19 protein-coding genes, 4 tRNA genes and 1 other RNA gene are annotated in these 23815 nt (G+C 70.3%); 12 read left to right on the forward strand and 12 right to left on the reverse strand.

Annotated features, from left to right (window positions below; genetic code table 11):
- Positions 1-22: 22 nt before the first annotated feature.
- The 4 genes from E5083_RS19960 to purS are packed head-to-tail and all read right to left on the reverse strand — an operon-like array spanning position 23 to position 4033.
- Positions 23-778, reverse strand: a complete 756-nt coding sequence (locus E5083_RS19960; protein ID WP_135787093.1) for a sterol carrier family protein — start codon at positions 776-778, stop codon at positions 23-25.
- 59 nt (positions 779-837) lie between these two features.
- Complete coding sequence (gene purL, locus E5083_RS19965) at positions 838-3096, reverse strand: phosphoribosylformylglycinamidine synthase subunit PurL (protein ID WP_135787094.1); 2259 nt, start codon at positions 3094-3096, stop codon at positions 838-840.
- The gene (gene purQ, locus E5083_RS19970) at positions 3093-3773 is read right to left on the reverse strand and encodes a phosphoribosylformylglycinamidine synthase subunit PurQ (protein ID WP_135787095.1); all 681 of its coding nucleotides are present in this window, start codon (positions 3771-3773) and stop codon (positions 3093-3095) included. The genes purL and purQ overlap by 4 nt, the downstream gene beginning before the upstream one ends.
- A complete protein-coding gene (gene purS / locus E5083_RS19975; RefSeq protein ID WP_135787096.1) occupies positions 3770-4033 on the reverse strand; it encodes a phosphoribosylformylglycinamidine synthase subunit PurS in 264 nt (87 codons plus the stop codon). The genes purQ and purS overlap by 4 nt, the downstream gene beginning before the upstream one ends.
- 316 nt (positions 4034-4349) lie before the next feature.
- On the opposite strand from purS, the gene E5083_RS19980 reads away from it, so the two are divergent.
- The 8 genes from E5083_RS19980 (at position 4350) to E5083_RS20015 (ending at position 8899) form a co-directional block, all read left to right on the forward strand.
- A complete protein-coding gene (locus E5083_RS19980) occupies positions 4350-4667 on the forward strand; it encodes a histone-like nucleoid-structuring protein Lsr2 (RefSeq protein WP_030816899.1) in 318 nt (105 codons plus the stop codon).
- A 156-nt stretch (positions 4668-4823) separates the two neighbouring features.
- Positions 4824-4895 (forward strand) — tRNA-Gly (locus E5083_RS19985).
- Between the two features lie 79 nt (positions 4896-4974).
- Positions 4975-5047 (forward strand) — tRNA-Gly (locus E5083_RS19990).
- Positions 5048-5173: 126 nt separating this feature from the next.
- Positions 5174-6112, forward strand: coding sequence for an ABC transporter ATP-binding protein (locus tag E5083_RS19995; RefSeq protein ID WP_135787097.1), 939 nt, complete (start codon positions 5174-5176; stop codon positions 6110-6112).
- On the forward strand, positions 6109-6903 hold the full coding sequence (locus E5083_RS20000; protein WP_135787098.1) for an ABC transporter permease: 795 nt from the start codon (positions 6109-6111) through the stop codon (positions 6901-6903). Before E5083_RS19995 ends, E5083_RS20000 begins: the two co-directional genes overlap by 4 nt.
- 20 nt (positions 6904-6923) lie before the next feature.
- The gene (locus E5083_RS20005) at positions 6924-8189 is read left to right on the forward strand and encodes a sensor histidine kinase (protein ID WP_425276743.1); all 1266 of its coding nucleotides are present in this window, start codon (positions 6924-6926) and stop codon (positions 8187-8189) included.
- The gene (locus tag E5083_RS20010) at positions 8186-8800 is read left to right on the forward strand and encodes a response regulator transcription factor (protein ID WP_244317588.1); all 615 of its coding nucleotides are present in this window, start codon (positions 8186-8188) and stop codon (positions 8798-8800) included. Before E5083_RS20005 ends, E5083_RS20010 begins: the two co-directional genes overlap by 4 nt.
- A 23-nt stretch (positions 8801-8823) precedes the next feature.
- Positions 8824-8899 (forward strand) — tRNA-Gly (locus E5083_RS20015).
- 42 nt (positions 8900-8941) lie between these two features.
- On the opposite strand, the gene E5083_RS20020 is transcribed toward E5083_RS20015, so the two are convergent.
- The 6 genes from E5083_RS20020 to ffs all read right to left on the reverse strand — a co-directional run bounded on the left by E5083_RS20020 (position 8942) and on the right by ffs (position 18341).
- Entirely contained in the window at positions 8942-9841 is a 900-nt protein-coding gene (locus tag E5083_RS20020; protein WP_135787099.1) for a phosphoribosylaminoimidazolesuccinocarboxamide synthase, read from the reverse strand.
- 70 nt (positions 9842-9911) lie between these two features.
- Positions 9912-11423: a N,N-dimethylformamidase beta subunit family domain-containing protein gene (locus tag E5083_RS20025; protein WP_135787100.1), complete on the reverse strand. Its 1512-nt coding sequence runs from the start codon at positions 11421-11423 to the stop codon at positions 9912-9914.
- 295 nt (positions 11424-11718) lie between these two features.
- Positions 11719-13530, reverse strand: coding sequence for a M48 family metalloprotease (locus E5083_RS20030; protein ID WP_135787101.1), 1812 nt, complete (start codon positions 13528-13530; stop codon positions 11719-11721).
- 264 nt (positions 13531-13794) lie between these two features.
- Positions 13795-15060, reverse strand: coding sequence for a phosphoribosylamine--glycine ligase (gene purD, locus E5083_RS20035; protein WP_135787102.1), 1266 nt, complete (start codon positions 15058-15060; stop codon positions 13795-13797).
- An 892-nt stretch (positions 15061-15952) separates the two neighbouring features.
- Complete coding sequence (locus E5083_RS20040) at positions 15953-18118, reverse strand: DNA polymerase III subunit gamma and tau (protein ID WP_135787103.1); 2166 nt, start codon at positions 18116-18118, stop codon at positions 15953-15955.
- A gap of 128 nt (positions 18119-18246) precedes the next feature.
- An RNA gene (gene ffs / locus E5083_RS20045) (signal recognition particle sRNA small type) lies at positions 18247-18341 on the reverse strand.
- A gap of 73 nt (positions 18342-18414) precedes the next feature.
- On the opposite strand from ffs, the gene E5083_RS20050 reads away from it, so the two are divergent.
- Positions 18415-18502: transfer RNA gene (locus E5083_RS20050), tRNA-Ser, on the forward strand.
- Positions 18503-19482: 980 nt separating this feature from the next.
- Here E5083_RS20050 and E5083_RS20055 read toward each other — a convergent pair.
- Positions 19483-19896 carry a hypothetical protein gene (locus E5083_RS20055; protein ID WP_135787104.1) on the reverse strand — a complete coding sequence of 138 codons (414 nt, stop codon included), beginning with the start codon at positions 19894-19896 and terminating at the stop codon, positions 19483-19485.
- A gap of 897 nt (positions 19897-20793) precedes the next feature.
- Between E5083_RS20055 and E5083_RS20060 the strand changes: the two genes are divergently transcribed.
- Positions 20794-21783 (forward strand): hypothetical protein, encoded by a 990-nt coding sequence (locus tag E5083_RS20060; protein ID WP_135787105.1) that lies wholly within the window; start codon positions 20794-20796, stop codon positions 21781-21783.
- 755 nt (positions 21784-22538) lie between these two features.
- On the opposite strand, the gene E5083_RS31250 is transcribed toward E5083_RS20060, so the two are convergent.
- Positions 22539-22679 carry a hypothetical protein gene (locus tag E5083_RS31250; protein WP_167513589.1) on the reverse strand — a complete coding sequence of 47 codons (141 nt, stop codon included), beginning with the start codon at positions 22677-22679 and terminating at the stop codon, positions 22539-22541.
- Positions 22680-22882: 203 nt separating this feature from the next.
- Here E5083_RS31250 and E5083_RS20065 point away from each other — a divergent pair, with 203 nt between their 5' ends.
- Entirely contained in the window at positions 22883-23098 is a 216-nt protein-coding gene (locus E5083_RS20065) for a type II toxin-antitoxin system VapB family antitoxin (protein ID WP_135787106.1), read from the forward strand.
- Positions 23095-23517, forward strand: coding sequence for a PIN domain nuclease (locus tag E5083_RS20070; RefSeq protein WP_135787107.1), 423 nt, complete (start codon positions 23095-23097; stop codon positions 23515-23517). The genes E5083_RS20065 and E5083_RS20070 overlap by 4 nt, the downstream gene beginning before the upstream one ends.
- Positions 23518-23815 lie beyond the last annotated feature (298 nt).

The following is a 23815-nucleotide window of genomic DNA, read 5'->3' on the forward strand; positions in this document are numbered from 1 at the left end:
GCGGCGCGGCCTCGGTTCCCCGCTATCCGCCGAGTGGCAGCAGCCCGGAGAGGTCGGCGCGCTCCCCGCTGGCGCTCACCTCGGCCCGCGCGAGGGCGTCCGCCCAGGTCAGGCGGCCGGTGGCGAGGCGGACCCAGGTGAGCGGGCCGGTTTCGACCACGTTGGGTGGGGTCCCCCGGGTGTGTCTGAGCCCCTCGACGCACTGCACGACCGCGTACGGCGGCACCCGCACCTCGGTGGACCCACCGGGCGCCTTCACCGCGAGGGCGTCGGCGAGCAGCCGGGTCGCGGCGGCCAGCGCGTGCCGGTCCTGCGGCACCTCGAGTCCGGGTACCGCGTCGGAGAGGTCGTCGGCGGCGAGGACCAGTTCGATGGCACGGGTCACCAGGAACTCGTTGAGCGGCAGCACCCCGGCACCGGTGTCCACGAGCGGGCTGCCCGGATGGTCGTCCAGCAGGGCCCGCAGATCGTCCTCGGCGCCGGCCAGATCGAGCGCTACGGGCGTGAAGGCGACGGCCCTGCGCAACGGCCACTCCGCGAGCGGCAGCGTCTGCTTGAACTGCGCCGGCCGCTCCACCGCCTGCCGCACGGCCACGACGGACGCGGCGACCTGCGCGGCCAGCTCCCGCACGGTCATCCCCTCCCGCCGCGTGGGCAGCGCGAGTTGACCGGGATCAAGCCCCTCCACCGCCTTCCTCACCTCACCGAGCTGCGCGAGCACGGCGGTACGGGTCCGAAGGGGGTCGTACTTACGGGGGCGCTTCTGGGCCGGAGGCATGGAGCGACCCTATGCCGGGACGGCCCCCGCCCGGGTGGGACAGGGGCCGTCCGCGGTCGTCACGCCAGCAGTGCCGGGATCGTGTTCTCGTGGGCCTCGCGCAGCTCGGCCAGGGAGAGGGTGAACTCGCCCTGGATGTCGACGGAGTCACCGTCGACGACACCGATGCGGGTGGCCGGGAGGCCGCGCGCGCCGCACATGTCGGTGAAACGCAGCTCCTCCGAGCGCGGGACGGCCACCAGGGCGCGGCCCGCGGACTCGGACAGCAGGAAGGTGAACGCGTCCAGACCGTCCGGGACGATCAGCCGCGCGCCCTTCTCGCCGAGCAGCGCCGACTCGACCACGGCCTGGATCAGGCCGCCGTCGGAGAGGTCGTGCGCGGAGTCGATCATGCCGTCGCGGGAGGCGGAGATCAGGATCTCGGCCAGCAGCCGCTCCCGCTCCAGGTCGACCTTCGGCGGCAGCCCGCCGAGGTGGTCGTGGACGACCTGGGACCAGGCCGAGCCGCCGAACTCCTCGGCGGTGTCGCCCAGCAGGTACAGGAGCTGGCCCTCCTCCTGGAAGGCGACCGGGGTGCGCCGGGCCACGTCGTCGATGACGCCGAGGACCGCGACCACCGGGGTCGGGTGGATCGCCGCCTCGCCGGTCTGGTTGTACAGCGAGACGTTGCCGCCGGTCACCGGCGTGCCGAGCTGGAGGCAGCCGTCCGCCAGACCGCGCACGGCCTCCGCGAACTGCCACATCACGGCCGGATCCTCGGGCGAGCCGAAGTTCAGGCAGTCGGAGACGGCGAGCGGCTTCGCGCCGGTCGTCGCCACGTTCCGGTACGCCTCCGCCAGCGCGAGCTGCGCGCCGGTGTACGGGTCGAGCTTGGCGTAGCGGCCGTTGCCGTCGGTGGCGATGGCGACGCCGAGGCCGGTCTCCTCGTCCACGCGGATCATGCCGGAGTCCTCCGGCTGCGCGAGGACGGTGTTGCCCTGCACGAAGTGGTCGTACTGCGAGGTGATCCACTTCTTCGACGCCTGGTTGGGCGACGCGACCAGCTTCAGGACCTGCGCGCGCAGCTCCTCGGACGTGGCCGGGCGGGGCAGCTTGTTCGCGTCGTCGGCCTGGAGGGCGTCCTGCCAGTCGGGACGGGCGTAGGGCCGCTCGTAGACCGGGCCGTCGTGGGCGACGGTGCGCGGGTCGACGTCGACGATCTTGCCGCCGTGCCAGAAGATCTCCAGCCGGTCGCCGTCGGTGACCTCACCGATGACGGTGGCGATGACGTCCCACTTCTCGCAGATCTCGAGGAAGCGGTCGACCTTCTCCGGCTCGACCACCGCGCACATGCGTTCCTGCGACTCGCTCATGAGGATCTCCTCGGGCGAGAGCGTGGAGTCGCGCAGCGGTACGTCGTCCAGGGTGACGCGCATGCCGCCGGAGCCGTTGGAGGCCAGCTCGCTCGTCGCGCAGGACAGGCCCGCCGCGCCGAGGTCCTGGATGCCGACGACGAGCTTCTCCTGGAACGCCTCCAGGGTGCACTCGATGAGGAGCTTCTCCTGGAAGGGGTCGCCGACCTGGACGGCGGGACGCTTCGACGGCTTGGCGTCGTCGAAGGTCTCGGAGGCCAGGATCGACGCGCCGCCGATGCCGTCGCCGCCGGTGCGGGCGCCGTAGAGGATGACCTTGTTGCCGGCGCCGGACGCCTTGGCGAGGTGGATGTCCTCGTGCCGCATGACGCCGATGGCACCGGCGTTGACCAGCGGGTTGCCCTGGTAGCAGGCGTCGAAGACGACCTCGCCGCCGATGTTGGGCAGGCCCAGACAGTTGCCGTAGCCGCCGATGCCGGCGACGACGCCGGGCAGCACGCGCTTGGTGTCGGGATGGTCGGCGGCGCCGAAGCGCAGCGGGTCCACGACCGCGACCGGACGGGCGCCCATGGCGATGATGTCGCGCACGATGCCGCCGACGCCGGTGGCCGCGCCCTGGTAGGGCTCGACGTAGGAGGGGTGGTTGTGCGACTCGACCTTGAAGGTGACCGCGTAGCCCTGGCCGACGTCCACCACACCGGCGTTCTCGCCGATGCCGACGAGCATGGCGTCCGACTGGGGCGCCTTCTCGCCGAACTGGCGCAGGTGGACCTTGGAGGACTTGTACGAGCAGTGCTCGGACCACATCACCGAGTACATGGCGAGTTCGGCGCCGGTCGGGCGGCGGCCGAGGATCTCGACCACGCGCTCGTACTCGTCCTTCTTGAGGCCGAGTTCGGCCCAGGGCAGCTCGACGTCAGGGGTGGCGGCCGCGTGTTCGACCGTGTCCAGAGGCGTCCGGCTCATGCGTTGACCAGCTTCTTCAGGATCGAGGTGAAGAACGGGAGGCCGTCGGTGCGGCCGGTTCCGATCAGCGGCTCGACGGCGTGCTCGGGATGCGGCATGAGGCCGACCACGTTTCCGGCCTCGTTGGTGATGCCGGCGATGTCGCGCAGCGAGCCGTTGGGGTTCAGGTCCAGGTAGCGGAAGACCACCCGGCCCTCCGCCTCCAGCTTGTCGAGCGTGTACGCGTCGGCGACGTACCGGCCGTCCATGTTCTTCAGCGGGATGTGGATCTCCTGGCCCTGGCGGTAGTCGCCGGTCCAGGAGGTCTCCGCGTTCTCCACCCGCAGCTTCTGGTCGCGGCAGATGAAGTGGAGGTGGTCGTTGCCGAGCATCCCGCCGGGCAGCAGGTGCGCCTCGGTGAGGACCTGGAAGCCGTTGCAGATACCGAGGACCGGAAGGCCGGCCTTCGCCTGCTCGATGACGGACTCCATCACCGGCGAGAAGCGGGAGATCGCCCCGGCGCGCAGATAGTCGCCGTAGGAGAAACCGCCGGGCAGCACCACGGCGTCGACCTGCTTGAGGTCCTTGTCCTTGTGCCACAGGGCTACGGGTTCGGCGCCGGCGAGGGTGATCGCGCGCCGGGTGTCACGGTCGTCGAGACTTCCCGGAAATGTGACGACACCAATACGAGCGGTCACTCGGCGGCCCCCGCTACTTCCTCCACCTTCACGGTGAAGTCTTCGATCACGGTGTTGGCGAGGAAGGATTCCGCCAGATCATGGATGCGGGCGAGCGCGACCTCGTCGACCGGACCCTCCACTTCCAGCTCGAATCGCTTTCCCTGGCGGACGTCCGAGATCCCGCTGAAACCCAGGCGCGGCAGCGCACGCTGGACCGCCTGGCCCTGGGGGTCGAGGATCTCCGGCTTGAGCATGACGTCGACTACGACGCGTGCCACTGGCACTCCCGGTGTGTGGTGCTGAGCAGGTTCCTTCAGACTACCCGTACAAAATTTCTACGCGGGTAGAGTTGGAGGTTTCTACGTGACCCGCATCACGATCGGGTGTCGAACACCGGCCCCGGTGAAAATTTCTGGGAAAGTTCTGCGGGCCGTCGGTGATGCCTATTGAGTCCGGACACGCGGAGGTATTCAGTAGGGCTTCCCATTTCATTGGCGGGCACTGTACAAATGAATTGGCAATAGCCGATACTCGGCACGTCATTGCCGGTTCAAGACCGGTGAACCGGCGTGCCGCACGAAGGGACCGATATCCGTGGCGCAAAAGGTCGTGGTCACGCTCTTCGACGACATCGACGGCTCGGAAGCGGCGGAAACGATCGCCTTCGGACTCGACGGCAAGTCGTACGAGATCGACCTGAACGAAACCAACGCCAAGAAACTGCGCAAGGCGCTCGCGCCCTACGTGGAGGCCGGCCGCAAGCGCGCCCGGTCCGGCAAGGCGTACCGGCAGACCGAGGTCGCCCCCGACCCGTCGGCCATCCGCGCCTGGGCCCAGGCCAACAAGATGGACGTGCCGGCGCGCGGCCGCATCCCCAAGAAGGTCTACGAGGCGTTCAGCGAGGCCCGCTGACCCGTACGGGCTTCACCCTCAGGGCCCCGGAGCGCGGGCCCTGAGACTCGCTCACCTGTCCCCGCGGGGAACCGACTTGCGCAACCCCCCTGCTGATCGGCTAATGTCTGGCTCACGCCGAGGGGCGAGGCCGAAAGGCCGAAACCCACGGAGCGTGCGGGTGTAGTTCAGTAGTAGAACACCCCCCTTCCAGGGGGGAGGCGCAGTGTGCGATTCCTGTCACCCGCTCTGGCACCGGTCATGACCATCCTTTTGGATCAGGTAGGCTGGTGCTCGCACCGATCGGTGGGAGCCGGTCGGGAGCAGTGCGGACGTAGCTCAGTTGGTAGAGCGCAACCTTGCCAAGGTTGAGGTCGCGAGTTCGAGCCTCGTCGTCCGCTCAGCGAAAAGGGCCCCGGTCTTCGGACCGGGGCCTTTTTGTATGCCATCACGAGGCTGACATTTGTCATGCCGGCCGATGACATCACGCACTGCCGGTTCGCCCGTCACGCCGGGACGCTGAACTCATGGACAGCAACCCACACGACCCCGTGATCGAGGTCACCGGACTGCGGCGGGTCTACGGCTCCGGATTCGAGGCCGTACGCGGCATCACCTTCTCCGTCGCCCGCGCCGAGATCTTTGCCCTGCTCGGCACCAACGGCGCGGGCAAGACCTCCACCGTCGAACTGCTGGAGGGCCTCGCGGCACCGGCCGGGGGCCGGGTGCGGGTGCTCGGGCACGATCCCCACGCCGAGCGGGCCGCCGTACGGCCGCGCACCGGCGTCATGCTCCAGGAGGGCGGCTTCCCCTCCGACCTGACCGTCGCGGAGACCGCCCGCATGTGGGCGGGGTGCGTCAGCGGCGCCCGGCCCGAGGCGGAGGCCCTGGACCGGGTCGGGCTCACCAGGCGGAGCGGCGTACGCGTCAAGCAGTTGTCCGGCGGTGAACGGCGGCGGCTCGACCTGGCGCTCGCGCTGCTCGGCGACCCCGAAGTGCTGTTCCTGGACGAGCCGACGACCGGTCTCGACGCCGAAGGGCGCCGGGACACCTGGGAGTTGGTGCGCTCGCTGCGCGACGCGGGCACCACCGTGCTGCTCACCACGCACTATCTGGAGGAGGCGGAGGACCTGGCCGACCGGCTGGCGATCCTGCACGAGGGCCGCATCGCCGCCTCCGGCACCCCCGTCGAGGTCACCGCCGACCGCCCGGCCGGCATCACCTTCCGGCTGCCCTCGGGCTACTTCCCCGGCGACCTGCCCCCGCTGGCCCAACTCGGCGTCTGCGCCCACGAGATCACCGGCCGCACCGTCCACCTCAGCACCCGCGAACTCCAGCGCACGGCCACCGGGCTGCTGACCTGGGCGGAGCGGGCCGGCGTCGAACTGCACGGCCTGGACATGCGGTCGGCGTCACTGGAGGAGGCGTTCCTCCAGATCGCCGGGGAGCGGGAGGTGGCGGCATGAGCGCGCTGACCATGCCAGCGGGAGCGGCGAGCGGATCGCTGCGGCGGCTGCGGGCGCTGGCCCGCGCCGAACTCACCCTGCTGGGGCGGAACAAGGGCGTGGTGTTCACGGCGCTGATCGTGCCGCTCACCCTGCCCTTCACCGCACGGCAGGCCATCGGCCGACTGGAGCTGGAGAAACTCGGCCTGAGCGTCGGCACGGTGATGCTCCCGGCCGCCGTCGGCTTCACCTTCCTCTTCGCCGTGTACACCTCCCTGGTCAACGCCTACGTGGCCCGCCGCGAGGAACTGGTCCTCAAGCGGCTGCGCACCGGCGAACTCTCCGACCCCGAGATCCTCACCGGCACCGCGCTGCCCGCCCTGGGCCTCGGGCTCGCCCAGGCGCTGCTGCTCTGCGTGGGCTGCGCGGCCCTGCTGCACCTCGGCCCGCCGAAGGCACCGCACCTGGCGCTGCTCGGACTGCTCACCGGGCTGGTCACCAGCGCCGCCCTGGCCGCGCTGACCTCCACCTTCACCCGGAGCGCGGAGAGCGCCCAGGTGACCGCGCTGCCGGTGGTGTTCGCCTCGATGCTCGGCTCCGGCATCATGGTCCCGACCGAGGCCATGCCCCACCGGCTCGCCCTGATCTGCGAGTCCCTCCCGCTCTCCCCGGCCGTCCGCCTGGTCCGGGGCGCCTGGACCGGCCACCTGAGCGCGTACGAGGCCCTGGGCGCCACGGCGACCGCGCTGGCCTGGGCGGCCGTGGCAGTGTTCGCCGCGAAGCGCTGGTTCCGCTGGGAACCGCGCCGCTGACACGGAGGAGGAGCCGGGTGCTGGAGGAGACCGCGAGCCCCGCGGGAACCCGCGGCCTGGGCCGGATACGCGCGCTGCGCGAGCGGCACTGGCGGGCGCGGAGCAAGGCGGAGCGGGTCGAGCTGACCACCCTCGGCATGTGGCATCTGTCGCCGTGGCTGCTCACGGTGAGCTGGCTGCTGATGCCCCTGATCGGCGGCCTGCGCCACCGGCCGGTGCCGCTGGCGCTCGGCGCGCTGCTGCTCCTGGCGGGCGCCGCGCAGTGCGTGGCGGCCGGCCGGCTCACCCGGCCCGCGCTCGACGCGTACCTCGGCCGGGCCCCGCTGCCCGGCCGGGCCCTGTGGACACCGGCGGCGCTGCTCGGTACGGCCCTCGCACTGATCGTGGCGCTGACCGCGCTGGGCGGGGTGGAGAGCTGGACGGCCCGGCTCGCCGTGGGCGCGGTGCTGGTGCCGTTCGGGCAGCCGTACGCGCTGCTGGTGCCGATGGCGGTCTACCTGCGGCGCGCCGGGGCGCTCACCCTGGTGCTGGTCGCCGCGCTCGGGCTGGCCCGGCCGGACGACGGCGCCGGGGTGCTGGGCGTCGGGCTCACCCTCGCCTTCGGCGTCCTGATCGCGCTGGGTGCCGGCCGCAGCGGCGCCTGGACCCTCTCCGTGCTGTGGGAGGCGGAGCGGGCGCGGGAGGTGGAGGCGCGGCTCGCGGTCGCCGAGGAACGGCTGCGGTTCGGGCGGGACCTGCATGACGTGCTGGGCCGGAACCTGTCGGTGATCTCGCTGAAGAGCGAGCTGGCCGTCCAGCTTGCCCGGCGCGGCCGGCCGGAGGCGGTGGAGCAGATGATCGAGGTCCAGCGCATCGCCCAGGAGTCGCAGCGCGAGGTCCGCGAGGTCGTCCGCGGCTACCGGGACGCCGACCTGACGGCCGAACTGGCGGGTGCGAAGGGTGTGTTGGGCGCCGCCGGGATCGAGTGCGCGGTGCGTGCCGACGACGCGGTACTGCCGGTGCCGGTGCAGTCCGCGCTGGCGTGGGTGGTGCGCGAGGCGGCCACCAATGTGCTGCGGCACGGGGACGCCCGGCACTGCGCGGTGGAACTGGCGACGGGGAAGGACCATGTGGTGCTGACGGTGGAGAACGACGGCGCGGGCGGACCGGTCGGGAGCGGCGGCTCCGGTCTGGCCGGACTGCGCGAGCGGCTGGCCGCCGTCGGGGGCACGCTGACGGCGGGCCCGGCCGACGAGGACCGGTTCCGGCTCCAGGCGCGGGTACCGATGGGTGAGGTGACCGCGTGAGCGGGGTGGTGCGGTTGCTGCTCGCCGACGACGAGCATCTGATCCGGGGCGCGCTGGCTGCCCTGCTCTCCCTGGAGGACGATCTGCTGGTCGTCGCGGAGGCGGCGAGCGGACCCGAGGCGCTGGCGATGGCGCGGGCCCACACCCCCGACGTGGCGGTACTGGACCTCCAGATGCCGGGCGCCGACGGTGTGAGGGTCGCCACAGCCCTGCGGGCCGAACTGCCCGGCTGCCAGGTGCTGATCGTGACCGGGCACGGGCGCCCGGGGCACCTGAAGCGGGCGCTCGCGGCCGGGGTGCGGGGGTTCGTACCGAAGACGGTCAGCGCCGGACGGCTCGCCGAGATCATCCGTACCGTGCACGCCGGAAACCGCTACGTCGACCCCGAGTTGGCCGCCGATGCGATCTCCGCCGGTGACTCCCCGCTGACCGCGCGCGAGGCCGAGGTGCTGGAACTGGCGGCCGACGGGGCGCCGGTCACGGAGATCGCCGAGCGGGCCGCGCTCTCCCCGGGGACGGTGCGGAACTATCTCTCCTCGGCCGTCACCAAGCTGGGCGCGGAGAACCGGCACACCGCGGTGCGTCTCGCACGCGACCGGGGTTGGGTATAGTTGGCTCCGCGCCACGGCGCACTGCGGACGTAGCTCAGTTGGTAGAGCGCAACCTTGCCAAGGTTGAGGTCGCGAGTTCGAGCCTCGTCGTCCGCTCCATGAAGAAGCCCCCCGGTTCTCAACCGGGGGGCTTCTCTCGTCCTAGCTCCAGCGGGTGCCGGTCAGGCGCTCGTACGCCTCGATGTACTTGGCGCGGGTCGCCTCCACCACCTGCTCGGGCAGCGCGGGCGGCGGCTGCTCGCTCGTGCGGTCCCAGCCGGACTCGGGGCCGGTCAGCCAGTCCCGCACGAACTGCTTGTCGTACGACGGCTGGGCGTGCCCCGGCTCCCACGTCTCGGCCGGCCAGAAGCGGGACGAGTCGGGGGTGAGCACCTCGTCCGCGAGGACCAGGGCGTCGCCGTCGAAGCCGAACTCGAACTTGGTGTCCGCCAGCACGATCCCCCGCTCCCGGGCGATGTCCCGGGCACGGGCGTACACCGCGAGGGTGAGCTGGCGGAGCTGGGCGGCGGTCTCCGCGCCGACCTGGCGGGCCACCTCCTCGTACGACACGTTCTCGTCGTGCTCGCCGACCTCGGCCTTGGTGGCCGGGGTGAAGATCGGTCCGGGCAGCTCCGAGCCGTCCACCAGCCCCTCGGGCAGCGCGAGCCCGCAGACCGTACGCGACTCCCGGTACTCCGCGAGGCCCGAGCCGGTCAGATAGCCGCGCGCCACGCACTCCACCGGGACCATGTCCAGCGACTTGCAGACCAGGGTGCGGCCCGCCCAGTCGGCCGGGGCGCCGTTGGGCAGCTCGGTGCTGATGACATGGCTCGGGGCCAGGTCACGGAGCTTGTCGAACCACCACAGGGACAACTGGGTCAGCACCCGGCCCTTGTCGGGGATCTCGGTGGGCAGCACCCAGTCGTACGCGGAGATGCGGTCGCTGGCGACCATCACGAGGTCGCCCGCCTCGTCGCGGTACAGCTCGCGCACCTTGCCGGTGTGCAGGTGCACCAGACCCGGAACCTGGATCGGCTCGGGCTTTTCTACGAATCCGGACACGGTTCCTCCCCGTGGTTCTGTCCAACTGCCTCGATTCTCCCGTATGCCGGGGACGGGGCTGGTGGCAGGGTCAGTCCCGCTTGCAGATACGGTCCAGCAGATTGGCGGTGGCGCGCTGGACACGGGCGTCCACATGGCCGGGCCGGTCCAGCGCCGGGGACCAGGCGAAGGTGCCGGAGGCGAAGACCCAGGCGCCGGAGGGGGCCCGGTACAGCGAGGTCTCCTGGTGGCGCCGGACGCCCTCGCCGTCGGTGTAGGGGGAGTGCGCGAGCAGCACGCGCTCCTCGTGCTCGGGCAGGGCGGTGCGCGGGAAGTACCGGTCGGCCTCGCCCGCGACCAGGCCCGCGATCTCGTCGCCCTCGCGGGCACCGGTGGCGTCCCACAGCCAGTGCCCGGCGTTGCGGACGATCAGCGGATGCGGCTCGGGCACTCTCCCCGCGTACTGGATGCCGATCACCTGCTGCTCGGGGCGGTCGATCTCCCGCCACAGCACCGGCTTTCCGGGGCCCTTGCGCTTGCGGCAGGTCAGCAGCCGGTCCGGCACCCCGGACGCGGAGGGCGACAACTCCACCTGCCAGTACATGGTGTTGGCGGACAGGAAGACCAGCGAGGTCCCCCGGTCGCGGGCCTCCTCCACCGCCCGCCGCATCGGCACCGACCAGTACTCGTCATGGCCGGGGAAGACCAGGCCCCGGTACCGGGTGGGGTCGATCCGGCCGGCGTGCAGATCGCGGGCGTCGGCGTAGGCGAGGTCGTAGCCGTAGCGCTCGGCCCAGCGGATGAAGTCGTAGGCGTGGCCCACGTGCAGGGGCAGGCCCGCGCCGGCGTAGGGACGGTCGAAGGAGACGGTGGTGGCGGCGTCGGCCTCGCCGAGCAGGGAGCCCTTCTCGTCCCAGGCGTGGTAGAGGCTGGCGCCGGTGCGGCCGTCCTCCGGGTAGAGGTTGTACGCCTGCCAGGTGATGTCCGGGAGCAGCAGGAGCAGGTCGGCGGGCTCGTCGTCGCGGACCGTGAAGGGCACGTGGGAGCGGTAGCCGTCGGCGGTGGTGAGGACCGCCACGTACGCCCCGACCCGCCACTCGGCGGGCACCTGGAGGCGCCAGGACAGCCACCAGTGGTGGCAGGAGACCGTACGGTCGGCGGCCAGCGGCGCGGACTGGACGATGCCGGAGAGCCGGGGGCTGGTGGTGATCTTCGCGGCGCCGTGCCCGGCGTAGTGGCCGATCCGGTAGATGTCGACGCTGAACTCCTGAGGCGGGTCGACCGTGATGTGGAAGTCGATCGCCTCGCCGGGCGCCACCGCGCCGGTGGACGCGAACCCCTTGATCTGGCGGCCCACGTCGTCGGCCGAGCGCGGGCCGGGGCCCTCCGACCGCGGCGCCGGGACACGCGCGCCGGGACGGCCGTACCGGCTGCCGGCCGGGGCCGGCTGGATGGGGTCGACGTACCAGGGCACCACGTGTCCGGTGTCGTCGAAGTAGGTCTCACTGCCGCGCAGCCAGGGCACCGGGCCCAGGCCGAAGGGGTCGGTGACGGCGTGCGCGAGCGCTCCCGACTCCCACCGGCGGATGTGTTCCGAGGTCATGGACGCCCCCTCCCTCGTGTCCCCCGTTGCCATGATGGCGTTGTCTGTGGTGCCAGGACCGGAACCCGGTGTCATCGCTTGCGCTCTCGGGTGTGCTCGGTGCACCGGATCGCTCGGCCATGTGGGCGTGTGTCGTATGCCCGTGCCATGTGCGTGTCGCTCCCAGCACATCACATAACGCATGACTCCGGTCACTGTTCGTTGTGAATTGGCCTGAAGTGGAAGAGGCTGCTCCGTTACACCGGTGGACTGCCGGGGCTCCAGGGGCCCGGTGACGGCTTCTGTGCCGCCTGGCTCAGACCAGCCGGACCGGCTTCTCCGGGCGTATCCCGGACTCGGCCAGCCAGGCGCGCAGCGGGGCCGGATCGCCCTCCTCGATCAGGCTGAGCACCTTCGGCGTGAGGTCGGCGGCGCGCTCGCCGTCCAGCAGCAGGGTGGGGCCGTCCAGCCAGTCCAGACCGGGGGCGGCTCCGGCGGTGTCGACGGCCGCGCAGCAGATCATCGCGGTGATGTGCGCGGCGAGGAGTTCGCGGCCGGTGCGCGGGGGCTGGAGGGGGAAGAGGGGGAGGTCGCCGTCCTCCCACAGCGCGCTGTCGGGGCCTTGCGCCCGCGCGCCCTGCGGTACGGCGTTCTCCTCGTTCTCCGCGTTCTCCTCGCGCTCCTCACGGGCGAGGGCCGCGGTGAGGCCGGCGGCGAGGAGGGCGCTGCGTTCGGTGGCGGGGTCGGGGTCGGGGTCTGCGCTGTCGGGGGTGTCCACGCTGTCTTCGTTGTCGTCGAGGGGTGCGGTGGGGGCCGGGACCGTGGGGGTGCCGTCGGCGAGGGGCTCGGTGAGGTGGTCCAGGACGCGGGCCAGGGTCGGGCCGCCGGGGTCCGGGGTGGCCGGGTCCAGGCTGGGGCTGACGCCCAGGGAGTCCAGGACCCGGTGCAGCCGGGCCGCCTCCGCGCGCCAGGTGCGGTCCACGACCTCCTCGGGATACGCCTGCCAGTCCACCGGCGCCCAGCTCGGGCCCGACTCCGCCGGGCCGCCGTGGAAGAGGCGGGCGGTGAGCAGGGACACCGCCTCGTCCACCGCGCCGGGCTCCTCCAGCAGGTCGCACGCCGGGCGCTCGCCGAGCCGGGCGGCGAAGCCGTCGGCCAGCCGGTCGCGCCGGGACAGCTCGGTCAGCGCGGCGGCCACACCCACGTCCAGCCGGGACGGCCAGCGGCCCATCCGCCAGGCGGGCAGCGCCACCTTGGTCAGCAGCCGGTCCCAGCCCGCGTACGCCAGGCCGACCTGCTCCTGGGCGGCGATCCGGGGGCCGTAGTCCACCGCGTGGGCGCGCTCGGCGGCGGCCGTGGCGACCCCGCGCTCCATCAGCGCGGCATGCTCACGGCAGCCCCGCAGCAGCAGCCGGGCGACCCGGCCGAGGGCCGCGTACACCCAGCGGGTCAGCGGGCCACGGCCCGGCGCGTCGGCGACCGCCACGGCGGCGTCCAGACCGCGCACGAAGCGGCGGGCGGCGGCTATGTCGGGCTGCGCGGACGGGCCCGTACCCGCGACGACCGGGGCGAGCACCGCGCGCAGTTCCTCGACCCGCATCCACCACAGGAAGGGGGAGCCGATCACCAGCACCGGCGCCGGGACGGCGGGCCGCCGCTCGGGGCGGGCGCCGGGGACCACCGGCTCGTCGTGCGCCCGTGTGATGGGCGGGGCGTGGGCCGGGTGCGTACGGTCCTCGAGCCAACTGTCGCAGTCCGGGGTGAGGGCTATCGCGGAGGGCGCGGGCACCTCCAGCCGGTCGGCCAGGTCGCGCACCATCCGGTACAGGTCGGGGGCGGAGCGCTCGGACACCGGGACCGTGGGGCTCGCGGCGGGGCGCGCGCGGGCCACGACCAGGGCGATGCCGGCGGCGGCCAGCAGCACCAGCACCGCGAGGACGCCCACCACCCAGCGGGCGGTGTCCCAGCCCTCGCCGGTGAACTGGCCGGTGGCCGCACCGGTCAGCAGGATCACCTCGGCGGCCGCGGGCAGCAGCGCCACGGCCAGCGCCCGGCTGCGCACCCGCAGCACGGCCAGCGCGCGCGAACGCGCGGCCCTGGCGCCCAGCTCCCCACCGGTTCCGGTCATGCGCGACGCTCACCCCCTGCCTGCCGATCGCGTGCTGTCCTGGCGGTGCCCACTCCCCCACTGTGGCACCCGCCACTGACATCGCAATGCCGGTGGGCCAAGTGCCGGACCGCATGCGCCGCACCATAGTTGGGGCCCCGGCCCCCGTCAGCCGGATAGCGCATTGCTCACTCGATGGAATGGCCTTGGTCAGAGCTGGGTGACGGACGGCAAAGGTCAGGCCCCGGATTTCGGGGTCCGGGGCCTGGGGTGGAGCGAGGGCTTTTATGCCACGGTTGTCGCCGTGTCAGCCGCCTTCGCCGCGATGTCCGTACGGTGGTGCGAGCCGTCGAGGCCGATCCGGGCCACCGCGCGGTACGCCCGCTCGCGGGCCTCGGCGAGGTCCTCGCCGGTCGCCGTGACGGACAGCACGCGGCCGCCCGCGCTGACGACCGCGTCCCCGTCCTGCCTGGTCCCGGCGTGCAGGACGTAGGCGTGCGGGGCGTCCTCGGCGGCCACCTCGGCCAGGCCGGTGATCGGGTCGCCGGTGCGCGGGGTGCCGGGGTAGTTGTGCGAGGCCACGACCACGGTGACGGCCGCGTCCTCGCTCCAGCGCAGCGGCTCCAGGTCGGCAAGGGTGCCGTTGGCGGAGGCGAGCAGGAGGGAGGCGAGCGGGGTCTTCAGGCGGGCCAGCACGACCTGGGTCTCGGGGTCGCCGAAGCGGGCGTTGAACTCGATGACCCGTACCCCGCGCGAGGTGATCGCGAGCCCCGCGTACAGCAGGCCGGAGAACGGGGTGCCGCGCCGGCGCAGCTCGTCCACGGTCGGCTGGAGGACGGTGCGCAGCACGTCGTCCACCAGCTCCGGGTCGGCCCACGGCAGCGGGGAGTACGCGCCCATGCCACCGGTGTTGGGGCCCTCGTCGCCGTCGAGCGCGCGCTTGAAGTCCTGGGCGGGCTGGAGCGGTACGACCGTCTCGCCGTCCGTCACCGCGAAGAGCGAGACCTCGGGGCCGTCGAGGAACTCCTCGATCACCACCCGCTCGCAGGCCGCCGCGTGCGCCTTCGCCTCCTCGACGTCCGAGGTGACGACGACGCCCTTGCCCGCGGCCAGCCCGTCGTCCTTGACGACGTACGGCGCACCGAACGCGGCGAGCGCCTCGGCGACCTCGGCGGGGGTGGTGCAGACGTACGAGCGTGCGGTGGGCACTCCGGCCGTGGCCATGACGTCCTTCGCGAACGCCTTCGAGCCCTCCAGCACGGCCGCCTCGCGGGACGGGCCGAACACCGGGAACCCCGCCTCGCGCACGGCGTCGGCCACGCCCGCCACCAGCGGGGCCTCCGGGCCGATCACCACCAGACCGGCCTCCAGCTCCGCGGCGAGCGCCGCGACAGCCTTGCCGTCCAGCGCGTCCACCTGGTGCTGCTGGGCCACCTCGGCGATGCCCGCGTTCCCTGGCGCGCAGTGCAGTTCGGTGACGTCGGGGTCGAGGGACAGGGAGCGGCACAGGGCGTGTTCGCGGGCGCCGCCGCCGATGACGAGGACCTTCACGGGGGTCAGCTTATCGGCTGGGTTGCCGAAGGTTGGGGGGTGGGGAAGTTGGAGGAATCTACAGGGCGGGGGCGTGTGAGGTTCGGGGGCCTGGGGTGCGTTGACGGCTGCGGGTGTGCGGTGGCTGCTCGCGCAGTTCCCCGCGCCCCTGGGGTGGGTGCGGTGGGAGTGGGCGGGATGGCTGGGCCCGGTTCCTCGCCGAGGCGCGCCTTGCGGGTGGGCGGCTGCGGGTGCGTCGTGGCTTGTCGCGCCGTTCCCCGCGCCCCTGGGGTGCGTGCGGTGGGAGTGGGCGGGATGGCCGGGCCCGTGCACTCGCCGAGGCACGCCTTGCGGGTGGGCGGCTGCGGGTGCGTCGTGGCTTGTCGCGCAGTTCCCCGCGCCCCTGAGTTGGGATGGCTGGGCTGGGTCAAGACGGTTTGTCGGCTCACTCGCCGGGGGGGCGTGCGGTTGGCGAGTTGGCGGCTAGGGCCTCGTGACCGACCTGTGCCGCACCCACCTAGGGGCGCGGGGAACTGCGCGATCAGCCACGACGGACCGGCAGCCGCACAGCCGCGAGGCGTACAAGCAGAGCGGTCCGGCCGACGCCCGCCGCACCCACCTCAGGGGCGCGGGGAACTGCGCGACCAGCCCCGACGGACCGGCAGCAGCCCACCCATGACCCGCCCCCCCGGCGATTGAACGGGCAGTAGTCCTGACCAACTTCCGCTGCACCCACCCCAGGGGCGCGGGGAACTGCGCGACAAGCCACGACGGGCCCGCAGCCGACCACGCGCCCCACACAGCCGCGAGGCATACGGGCAGAGCGGTCCGGCCGACCCCCGCCGCACCCACCCCAGGGGCGCGGGGAACTGCGCGACAAGCCACGACGGGCCCGCGGCTGCCCACGCGCTTCTTACTGGTCGTGGGAGAACTCGTCCAGGACCGTGGCGCCCAGCTCGCGGACGATCAGGTCGCGGCCGGAGAGGGCGGATTCGTCGAGGTCGGGATCGTCGTCCGCGGGGGTGTCGTCCTCGAGGGAGACGGAGGGTGGCTCGGGGGCCGGAGGTCTCGGGGCCGGGGCCGGCTGGGAGCTCTGGGAGGGGGCGCTCTGCTGGGGGGCAGCGGGGCGGGACGGAGCCTGGGCGCCGTAACCACCGCCACCGCCTCCGCCGAAGCTGGGCGCGCCACCCGAGGGCGGGGGAGCCGAGCCACCGCCGGACGGGTCGATGACCGCCTCGATCTTCCACTGGACGTTGAACTGCTCGGCCAACGCCTGCCGCAGCACGTCCTCGCTGCCACTCGCGGAGAAGTTGTCACGCGCACCGGCACTGGCGAAGCCGAGCTGGAGGGTCGTGCCGTCGAACCCGGTCACCTGGGCGTTCTGACTGAGCAGAATCCAGGTGAAGCGGCGACGGTTCTTGACGGCCTCCAGGATGTTCGGCCAGAGCATGCGGGGGTCGAGCCCACCGGAGGGGGCGGCCGCGGGAGCCGCGGGCTGCTGGGGCTGGCTCGGGGCCTGCGGCCGGCTGGGCGGCGTCTGCTGCTGCGGCTGCGACTGGCCCTGCCCCGCCGGGGTGGCGGTCGGCCACGCACCGGAGCGCCGACCGCCCCCGGCGGAAGCAGCGGTGGGCCAGGCACCGGGAGCAGCCGGAGCAGCCGGAGCGGCGGGCGCGGCCTCAGGAACCGGAACCGGAGCCGGAGCGGGCGGCGGAGTCGGCGCGGGGGCCTGCGCCGCCGGGGCAGGAGCAGGCGCAGGTGCCGTACCCGCCCCCGGCCCACCGGGATTCCGTACAGCCGCACGCGCGGCAGCCGGCCCCCCACCGGGCGGCACAGGCGCCTCGGCCGGGGCCACCGCGCCGGGGTGTGCATCCGGCGCGGGCACGTACTGCATGGGCGGAGCACTCGTACCCGCCGAGAAGTTCACCCCCCGCTCGATACGGTCGAGCCGTGCCATGACGGACCGCTCGTCCCCATACGCGGCGGGCAGCATCACACGCGCACAGATGAGTTCGAGCTGAAGGCGCGGCGAGTTGGCGCCACGCATCTCCGTGAGCCCCTCGTTGACGAGGTCGGCGGCACGGCTCAGCTCGGCCGCACCGAAGATCTCCGCCTGGGCCTGCATGCGCTCCAGCACGTCGGCCGGCGCGTCGATGAGCCCCTTCTCCGCGGCGTCGGGCACGGCCGCGAGGATCACCAGGTCACGCAGCCGCTCCAGCAGGTCGGCGACGAAACGACGGGGATCGTTGCCCCCCTCGATGACATGGTCCACGACCTCGAAGGCGGCGGCCCCGTCCCCCGTGGCGAAGGCTTCGACGACGGAGTCGAGGAGGGACCCGTCGGTGTAGCCGAGGAGGGAGGTGGCCATGGGGTACGTCACACCGTCCGCACCGGCCCCCGCGAGGAGCTGGTCCATGACGGACATGGAGTCACGCACGGACCCCTGACCCGCGCGCACGACGAGCGGCAGCACCCCCTCCGCGACCGGGATGTCCTCCTTCTGGCACACCTCACCGAGGTACTCGCGCAGAGTGCCGGGCGGAACGAGCCGGAACGGATAGTGGTGCGTACGCGACCGGATGGTCCCGATGACCTTCTCGGGCTCGGTGGTGGCGAAGATGAACTTGAGGTGCTCCGGCGGCTCCTCGACGACCTTCAGCAACGCGTTGAAGCCGGCCGACGTGACCATGTGGGCCTCGTCGATGATGTAGATCTTGTACCGGCTGCCGGCGGGCCCGAAGAACGCCTTCTCACGCAGCTCACGGGCGTCGTCCACACCACCGTGGGAAGCGGCGTCGATCTCGATGACGTCGATCGAGCCGGGGCCGTTGCGCGCGAGGTCGCGGCAGGACTGGCACTCGCCGCAGGGGGTGGGGGTGGGACCCTGCTCACAGTTGAGACAGCGGGCCAGGATGCGGGCACTGGTCGTCTTGCCACAGCCGCGCGGCCCGCTGAACAGGTACGCGTGATTGACCCGGTTGTTCCGCAGCGCCTGCTGCAGCGGGTCGGTTACGTGCTCCTGCCCGATGACCTCGGCAAAGGTCTCCGGGCGATAGCGGCGGTACAAGGCGAGAGACGACACGCATACGAGGTTATAGGCGCCCACCGACATCCGGACTCGGCGCAGGTCAGAGGGGTGCGCGACTCCTCTTCGGCCGTACACCCACCCGGGTCACCCGAACCGGCCGCGATCCTGCCACCCCCGGAAACACAAGGGCCCCCCACGCACCCGCCAGAGCCAACCTACCCTTGCTGCCTTCCGGCCCTGGGGGAGTTCAGTCAGATAGCGCCGCGTGAGGGGCTGCGCAAAGAGTACCTGATCCGGGGACGTGGGGACGAGTTCGCGACCACTCCTTCCGGTCATGTAATGTCTCCCTCGGAGGATTCGCCTAGAGGCCTAGGGCGCACGCTTGGAAAGCGTGTTGGGGGCAACCCCTCACGAGTTCGAATCTCGTATCCTCCGCCAGTGCCTCACCGGGCACGAAGTCGAAGGGCCCCGCTGCTTGCAGCGGGGCCCTTCGACGTTGCGGGTGGCAGTTTGGCTTGCAGTTGTCGCAATCAGGCATCTACGGGGCCCCGGCGCCCAGCTTGGCGTTCCTTGATCGATCCGGCGCGTTTGGCTGTATACCCGCCGCCGTGCCTGACTGCGTGCTTGCTGCTGGACTCGGGCGGGTACCCCGCGGCCTCAACCAAGTCGGCTTCGGCGCGAGTCAGGCCGTGGTCGCTGTCCGCGCCCTCGCCCTCTCCGAGGGCAGGACCTCATGTCTAGCAAATTAGGTCTTCGGCGTGAGGCGGGCCGGCCTTCGCACCCGCCGACCACCCCTTCAGGCCTGCGGCCTCCTCGCTGCCGCCAGGGCCGATCTGGCGTTGGCAGCCGCGTTCAGCCTGGCTTGATGCGCACGACGGGAGACTGAGCCCCCATAGGAGGACCATCCGTACAAGGACGCCAGGAGTTCGGCGGCGAGGGCTGACCCCGCCGTCAAGCCCGCCATAGCCCGTGACATGGACGCCGGGGGTCTAGCAACCAACCGGCCCCGGCTCTGCATGGCTGTGATGGCACACTGCTCCGACCAGACCTCGAAGACCTGAGAGACGCGGGCGAAGAGGGCGGCGGCCGCCGCCAAGCAGAGGTAGGAAAAAAAGAATCCTCCGACGACGCGTGCTGCTACGCCAGGAGCAGGCCCCTGATCGCCCCAAGGTCGCCCCGACAGCGCAAGAATGACAGCCGATCCAGCCGTAGCAGCAAGCCATGCAGATACGAGCAGAGCCGCTATGCGGCCTTCGTAGTCATCCCTCTCTTCGTCATCCAGTTCAGGCCATCGCTCCGACTGTGTCGACTGGCTGGACGTGTTCTTGCCGTTGGGCGGAACGAAGATCTGCCAGAAGCCACCACGGACGTCACCGCCCACGAACGTGCCCGAGCCGTGATTGTGCTGCTCGCGCTGCTCAGCGTCCGCCATCAGGCACACCGCCGTAGTTGAAGGTGAGGCCACCGTGCACGTCACCACCGATGAACGTTCCTGTCCCGGTGTTGTGCTGGTTCCAGACCCTAGAGGCCGGTGGAGTGGGTACCGCGAGTTCGCCTACCTCACTTATGGCGTCACAGTGTTCGGCAAGGTATTGGACGATAAGTCGCGTCCAAATGTTCGCTGCTAGCTCCCGAGCCTCTGCCGACGGCGAGGTGAGCGTTGCTGCGATGTCGTCCACTGCTTGGGCAGCAGCTCTCTGCTGTTCCGGGGTGCCCCGGCGGAAGAAATGCGCAACCTTCAGACGCATCTTGTCAACGCCCGAGGTGGTTATAGCTGCAACAAGTGTGCCGGCCGCCCCCGTGGCAACGGCCATTAACTCGGCGTCGTACATGATCGAAATTTCTCCCCGTTTGTGGTTGCCTGCCGCAGCAAACCTACCCGGCACCACCGACACCCTGGGAGGAGAATCCGCACACACAGTCGCCTACGAAGCGCCGACCAGTAAGCCTGACGATGCAGTGTTCTGCCCGGCGGTTCTTCCGCTCCACCGAACGCCTCACCAACGGTGCCGCAACTCCGGTCTCGCCCAGAGTCGCGACCCTGGGAACAGGGTGCGGAGGGTTGCAGTTCGGGTTGCGTTCGCGGTCGTTCGGGCCGGTCCGTGCGACCGATCCGACACCACGGCTCCGCAGGTCAGAACGTCTGCCAACCCACCCGGGCCCCCATACGAACAGTTGGAAAGCGTGTTGGGGGCAACCCCTCATGAATTTCGTATCCTCCGTCAGTGCCTCTCACCGGGCACTAACGTCGCAGTCCACTTCTTCGTCGGCACCGGACGGCATCCAGAGCGCGTCCTCGTCCCGCTCTGCGACGTTGGGGAACGTGGTCCTCGTCACATGCATACTCCGCGCCTACATTCGCGCCACTCCCCGAGGCTCTCAGCCCATGATCGAGTCGGGGCCTTACGCCGCATCGCCCGCCGGTTCCGCGCCAGGTCATCCGGCAACAACCACACCCTGCCTTCCCTCTCGACGCGCGCCTGCACTGACCACCAGCCAGCCACGGAGGCGGCATCCCTGCCCAGACCGGGACCAACCATGCGTTGCGACGTCCCGGGAAAGCACACCGAGCGCCACCTGCCGAGTTCCGCTACTCATGCGCTCTCACTTTGTCGCGCCAACTAAGCGTGATTCACCCGATTGGGTGAATATTCGCAAAATTACCCGTACCGTAAAGGTTGGGCTCCATGATTTCCCGTAGACCCAATCCAGTGGCACGAGAGGAAATCATGAAAGACATCTTCACCATCCTCACCGAACGAGTTCTACGCGACTCCAACGGAGAGCCCATCTGTGCGCATGTCGGCGATATCCAGTCGTGCACAGTAAAGAACCATCCCACATATCAAGCATTGCGCAAAAAAGTCCGACTGGGTCGATCAAAATCCACAGCCAGCATGCGCCTCTGGGAATCGGTGGGCACTTTGGCGAGAGAGGGCGACCAACAGGAGCGAGAGAAGTGGCTGATCATCCTACTAGACCTGCTGACTCCATATTTTGGGGGGTGGTCGCAAGAGTTAGCACGCAAATGGCATTACGAGGTCTCCGACATCAGGTCGGCCATGGTAGAAGGCGCCCTATCGGCATGGTTCTACAAGGGAAGCGGCATACCATCCAAGGAACTCCTGGACACCATGATGACTCGAGCGTTCGCCAGCGGTCGTGGCCTCGTGGAAGCCGGAAGCGCGGAAACATGTGCAGTGAGCGAAGGAGATGCAATCTCTGATGCCACGCACGAAGAAGATTTTGAGCTTCAGGCATCCTCAATCATTGATGCCAGCGCGGTGCGCGATCCGGATGCCAACGAGAGGATTCGAGGGGAGCGTACGGGATCCCTACTGCAACGAATGGGAGCCATGAATCACGCCAAGATCCTTCACGATAAAATCCGCAGCGGATGCCGCAGCGAGGCGGATGCTCCCGTCATTACTCCGGCGCAAGTGGGGAGATCCTGGGTGGATGGAAAGAATCTGTACTATCGACTTTCCGATCTCCTGCCTCAATATGTTAGCTTCGGCGAGGCCGCCAACATTGTTGGCCTCTCAGAATCGCAGGCGTCGAAGATGGCCAGGAAAGGCACCCTCCCCTTCAGGGTATTCTGGATTGGCAACAGCCGGGTCGTATCAGTCAAATCACTTATGCACATCTTAGATATCCAGGATTCCCTCGTACATCCCGACGATGTGGAGAATGGAGCTTCTCACGTTGCCCGTGAGTAGATCGAGATCGGAAGATCATAAAACTTTGCCATCCTGGACTCGCACGGAAGCGGCATCAGTCCGAGCTTCGTGACATTTCCGTCGAGCGATCAGAACTGTTTTCCGCCCTCGACTTAGAAAATCTCATCGAGGTTAGCGTGCCACTGAACGTCGCCGTCACCCCAAGTGTTCGAAATCGATCGGGTGACTAGTCACACGCCCGCTGGCCTCACTCGGCCCGAAGCAGGAATAGCGACGGACTCCACCGGACCGCCATACGAACATTTGGAAAGCGTGTTGGGAGCAAGCCCTCAGGAGTTCGAATCTCGTATCCTCCGCCAGTGCCTCACCAGGCACGAAGTCGAAGGGCCCCACTGTGCGCAGCGGGGCCCTTCGACGTGTGCACGTTCCACGGCTATCCGCACGGGCGAGCAGCCACGGCAGGTTGCGAACCCGGCAGCACCGGAGCGCGGATCAGCCGGAAGCCCGCAGCGACCTTGGTCGCCACCCGTGACAGGGCCTGCGCATCGTCACCGGCTTGTGCCGCAGGGCCGTGCAGCGGGTTCGACCTGCGGCGCAAGTCCTTTCACCCGTCCTCGACCAAATCGAGGATGGCAAAGGCGGACGGTACGTTGTCGTCCGCCGCCCACCCGGCCGGCAGCGCCACGGCCTGGAGAGCCGCGGGGGCATCGCCTTCCCTCCATGCCCCATCCTGCGTCGCTACTGATCCCGGTTCTATAGGGCCTCTCCCTTGGCTGCGCGACTGAACAGACGTGTCAAGACTTCAGATAGAGCGCGAGCGCTCCCCAAGCGACACCTGCCATCGTCATGGCCGGAATCAGGGCGGGATGGGTGACAGCAATAAAGGCAGCCAGGGTTGCGCCCAATACGGCGATCGCAGTGTGCTCGGCGGTCATGTGTGCTCCAGCAAGTCGAGGGATCACGGACGAGTGCGGCACACAGTGCGGGTTCGGCGGGTTAGCGGCGCACCCTCACCGACCTGGAGTTCAACCGAGCTGCAGGAGTTGGTGGGGTCGGGCTCGGTGGCCGTCGTACCGACCAATGAAGCATGGTGCGCGATATACTCAATGGCAGCTTTGATATCCGGGGAGGTGTACGCATGAGTCGTACCGTGATCGATCTCGATGACGACCTTTTGGCCGATGTGGCCAAGGCGCTCGGTACCGGCACCAAGAAGGAGACGGTGAACACCGCTCTTCGTGAGGTGCTGGAGAACCGCCGGCGGGCGCTCGCGCTCACGCGGTTGCGTGCTGCGGCCGGTGAGGGTGCCTTCGATCTGGACCTCTTCGAGGACAAGGGGAACTACCGCCGGTGAACGCGGCCCAGTTCCTGATCGACACCAGCGCGCTCGCCCGGTTCATGCGCGGCGACGCGGAACAGTACGGGTGGGACCAGGCCGCCGCTGCCGGGCTGATCGCCACCTGTCCCATCACCGAGCTCGAGTTCTTCTACAGTGCCCGTTCCGCCGAAGACCGGGCGCGTGGCATCGAGGACCTGCGCATGATCTTCGGCTGGGTTCCGGTCGACGATCGCGCGTACGCCCGCGCCTGGCAGGTACAGGACGCCCTGACCGAGCGAGGCCGGCATCGCAGCGCGGGGGCGGTGGACCTGGTAGTGGCCGCGACGGCGGAACTTCAGGGCCTGACTCTCTTGCACCGCGACCGTGACTTCGACTGCATCGCCGCCGTCACAGGCCAAGCACTCCAGTGGTACGGCCCAGAGCCAGGCAAGTGATCGACAGGGCTGGGCCCCAGGCCGGCCGGGGAAATTCGGTAGGTGGGTGGCGAGTTGCGTTGTAACTTGCCGCTCATGACTGACATGCAAAGGGGCAATGCCGCGTAGGCGGCCTTCGGCCCTGCGGGGCGAATGGGTGGGGCGGCGCTGTAGGCGGCGGTTCCCCGTTATTGACGGGCTGTCCGGGGCCTGTGTGGCCGGTCTTCGGCGGCTGGAGCGGGAGCGGGCCTGGGGGGAGGACACGGAAGCGGCGTTCTGGCACTGGAAGGCTCTGGCTCATGGGTCGCTTCGGCAGCTC

The organism is Streptomyces bauhiniae (assembly GCF_004784475.1).
In the GTDB taxonomy this organism is placed as follows: Bacteria; Actinomycetota; Actinomycetes; order Streptomycetales; family Streptomycetaceae; genus Streptomyces; species Streptomyces seoulensis.

Coding starts and splice junctions, on each gene's coding strand:
- E5083_RS20065 (WP_135787106.1), top strand. CDS start 22,883: ATGAGTCGTACCGTGATCGATCTCGATGACGACCTTTTGGCCGATGTG.
- E5083_RS19995 (WP_135787097.1), top strand. CDS start 5,174: ATGGACAGCAACCCACACGACCCCGTGATCGAGGTCACCGGACTGCGG.
- E5083_RS20000 (WP_135787098.1), top strand. CDS start 6,109: ATGAGCGCGCTGACCATGCCAGCGGGAGCGGCGAGCGGATCGCTGCGG.
- E5083_RS20055 (WP_135787104.1), bottom strand. CDS start 19,896: ATGTACGACGCCGAGTTAATGGCCGTTGCCACGGGGGCGGCCGGCACA.
- E5083_RS20060 (WP_135787105.1), top strand. CDS start 20,794: ATGAAAGACATCTTCACCATCCTCACCGAACGAGTTCTACGCGACTCC.
- E5083_RS31250 (WP_167513589.1), bottom strand. CDS start 22,679: ATGACCGCCGAGCACACTGCGATCGCCGTATTGGGCGCAACCCTGGCT.
- E5083_RS20025 (WP_135787100.1), bottom strand. CDS start 11,423: ATGACCTCGGAACACATCCGCCGGTGGGAGTCGGGAGCGCTCGCGCAC.
- purL (WP_135787094.1), bottom strand. CDS start 3,096: ATGAGCCGGACGCCTCTGGACACGGTCGAACACGCGGCCGCCACCCCT.
- E5083_RS20030 (WP_135787101.1), bottom strand. CDS start 13,530: ATGACCGGAACCGGTGGGGAGCTGGGCGCCAGGGCCGCGCGTTCGCGC.
- E5083_RS19960 (WP_135787093.1), bottom strand. CDS start 778: ATGCCTCCGGCCCAGAAGCGCCCCCGTAAGTACGACCCCCTTCGGACC.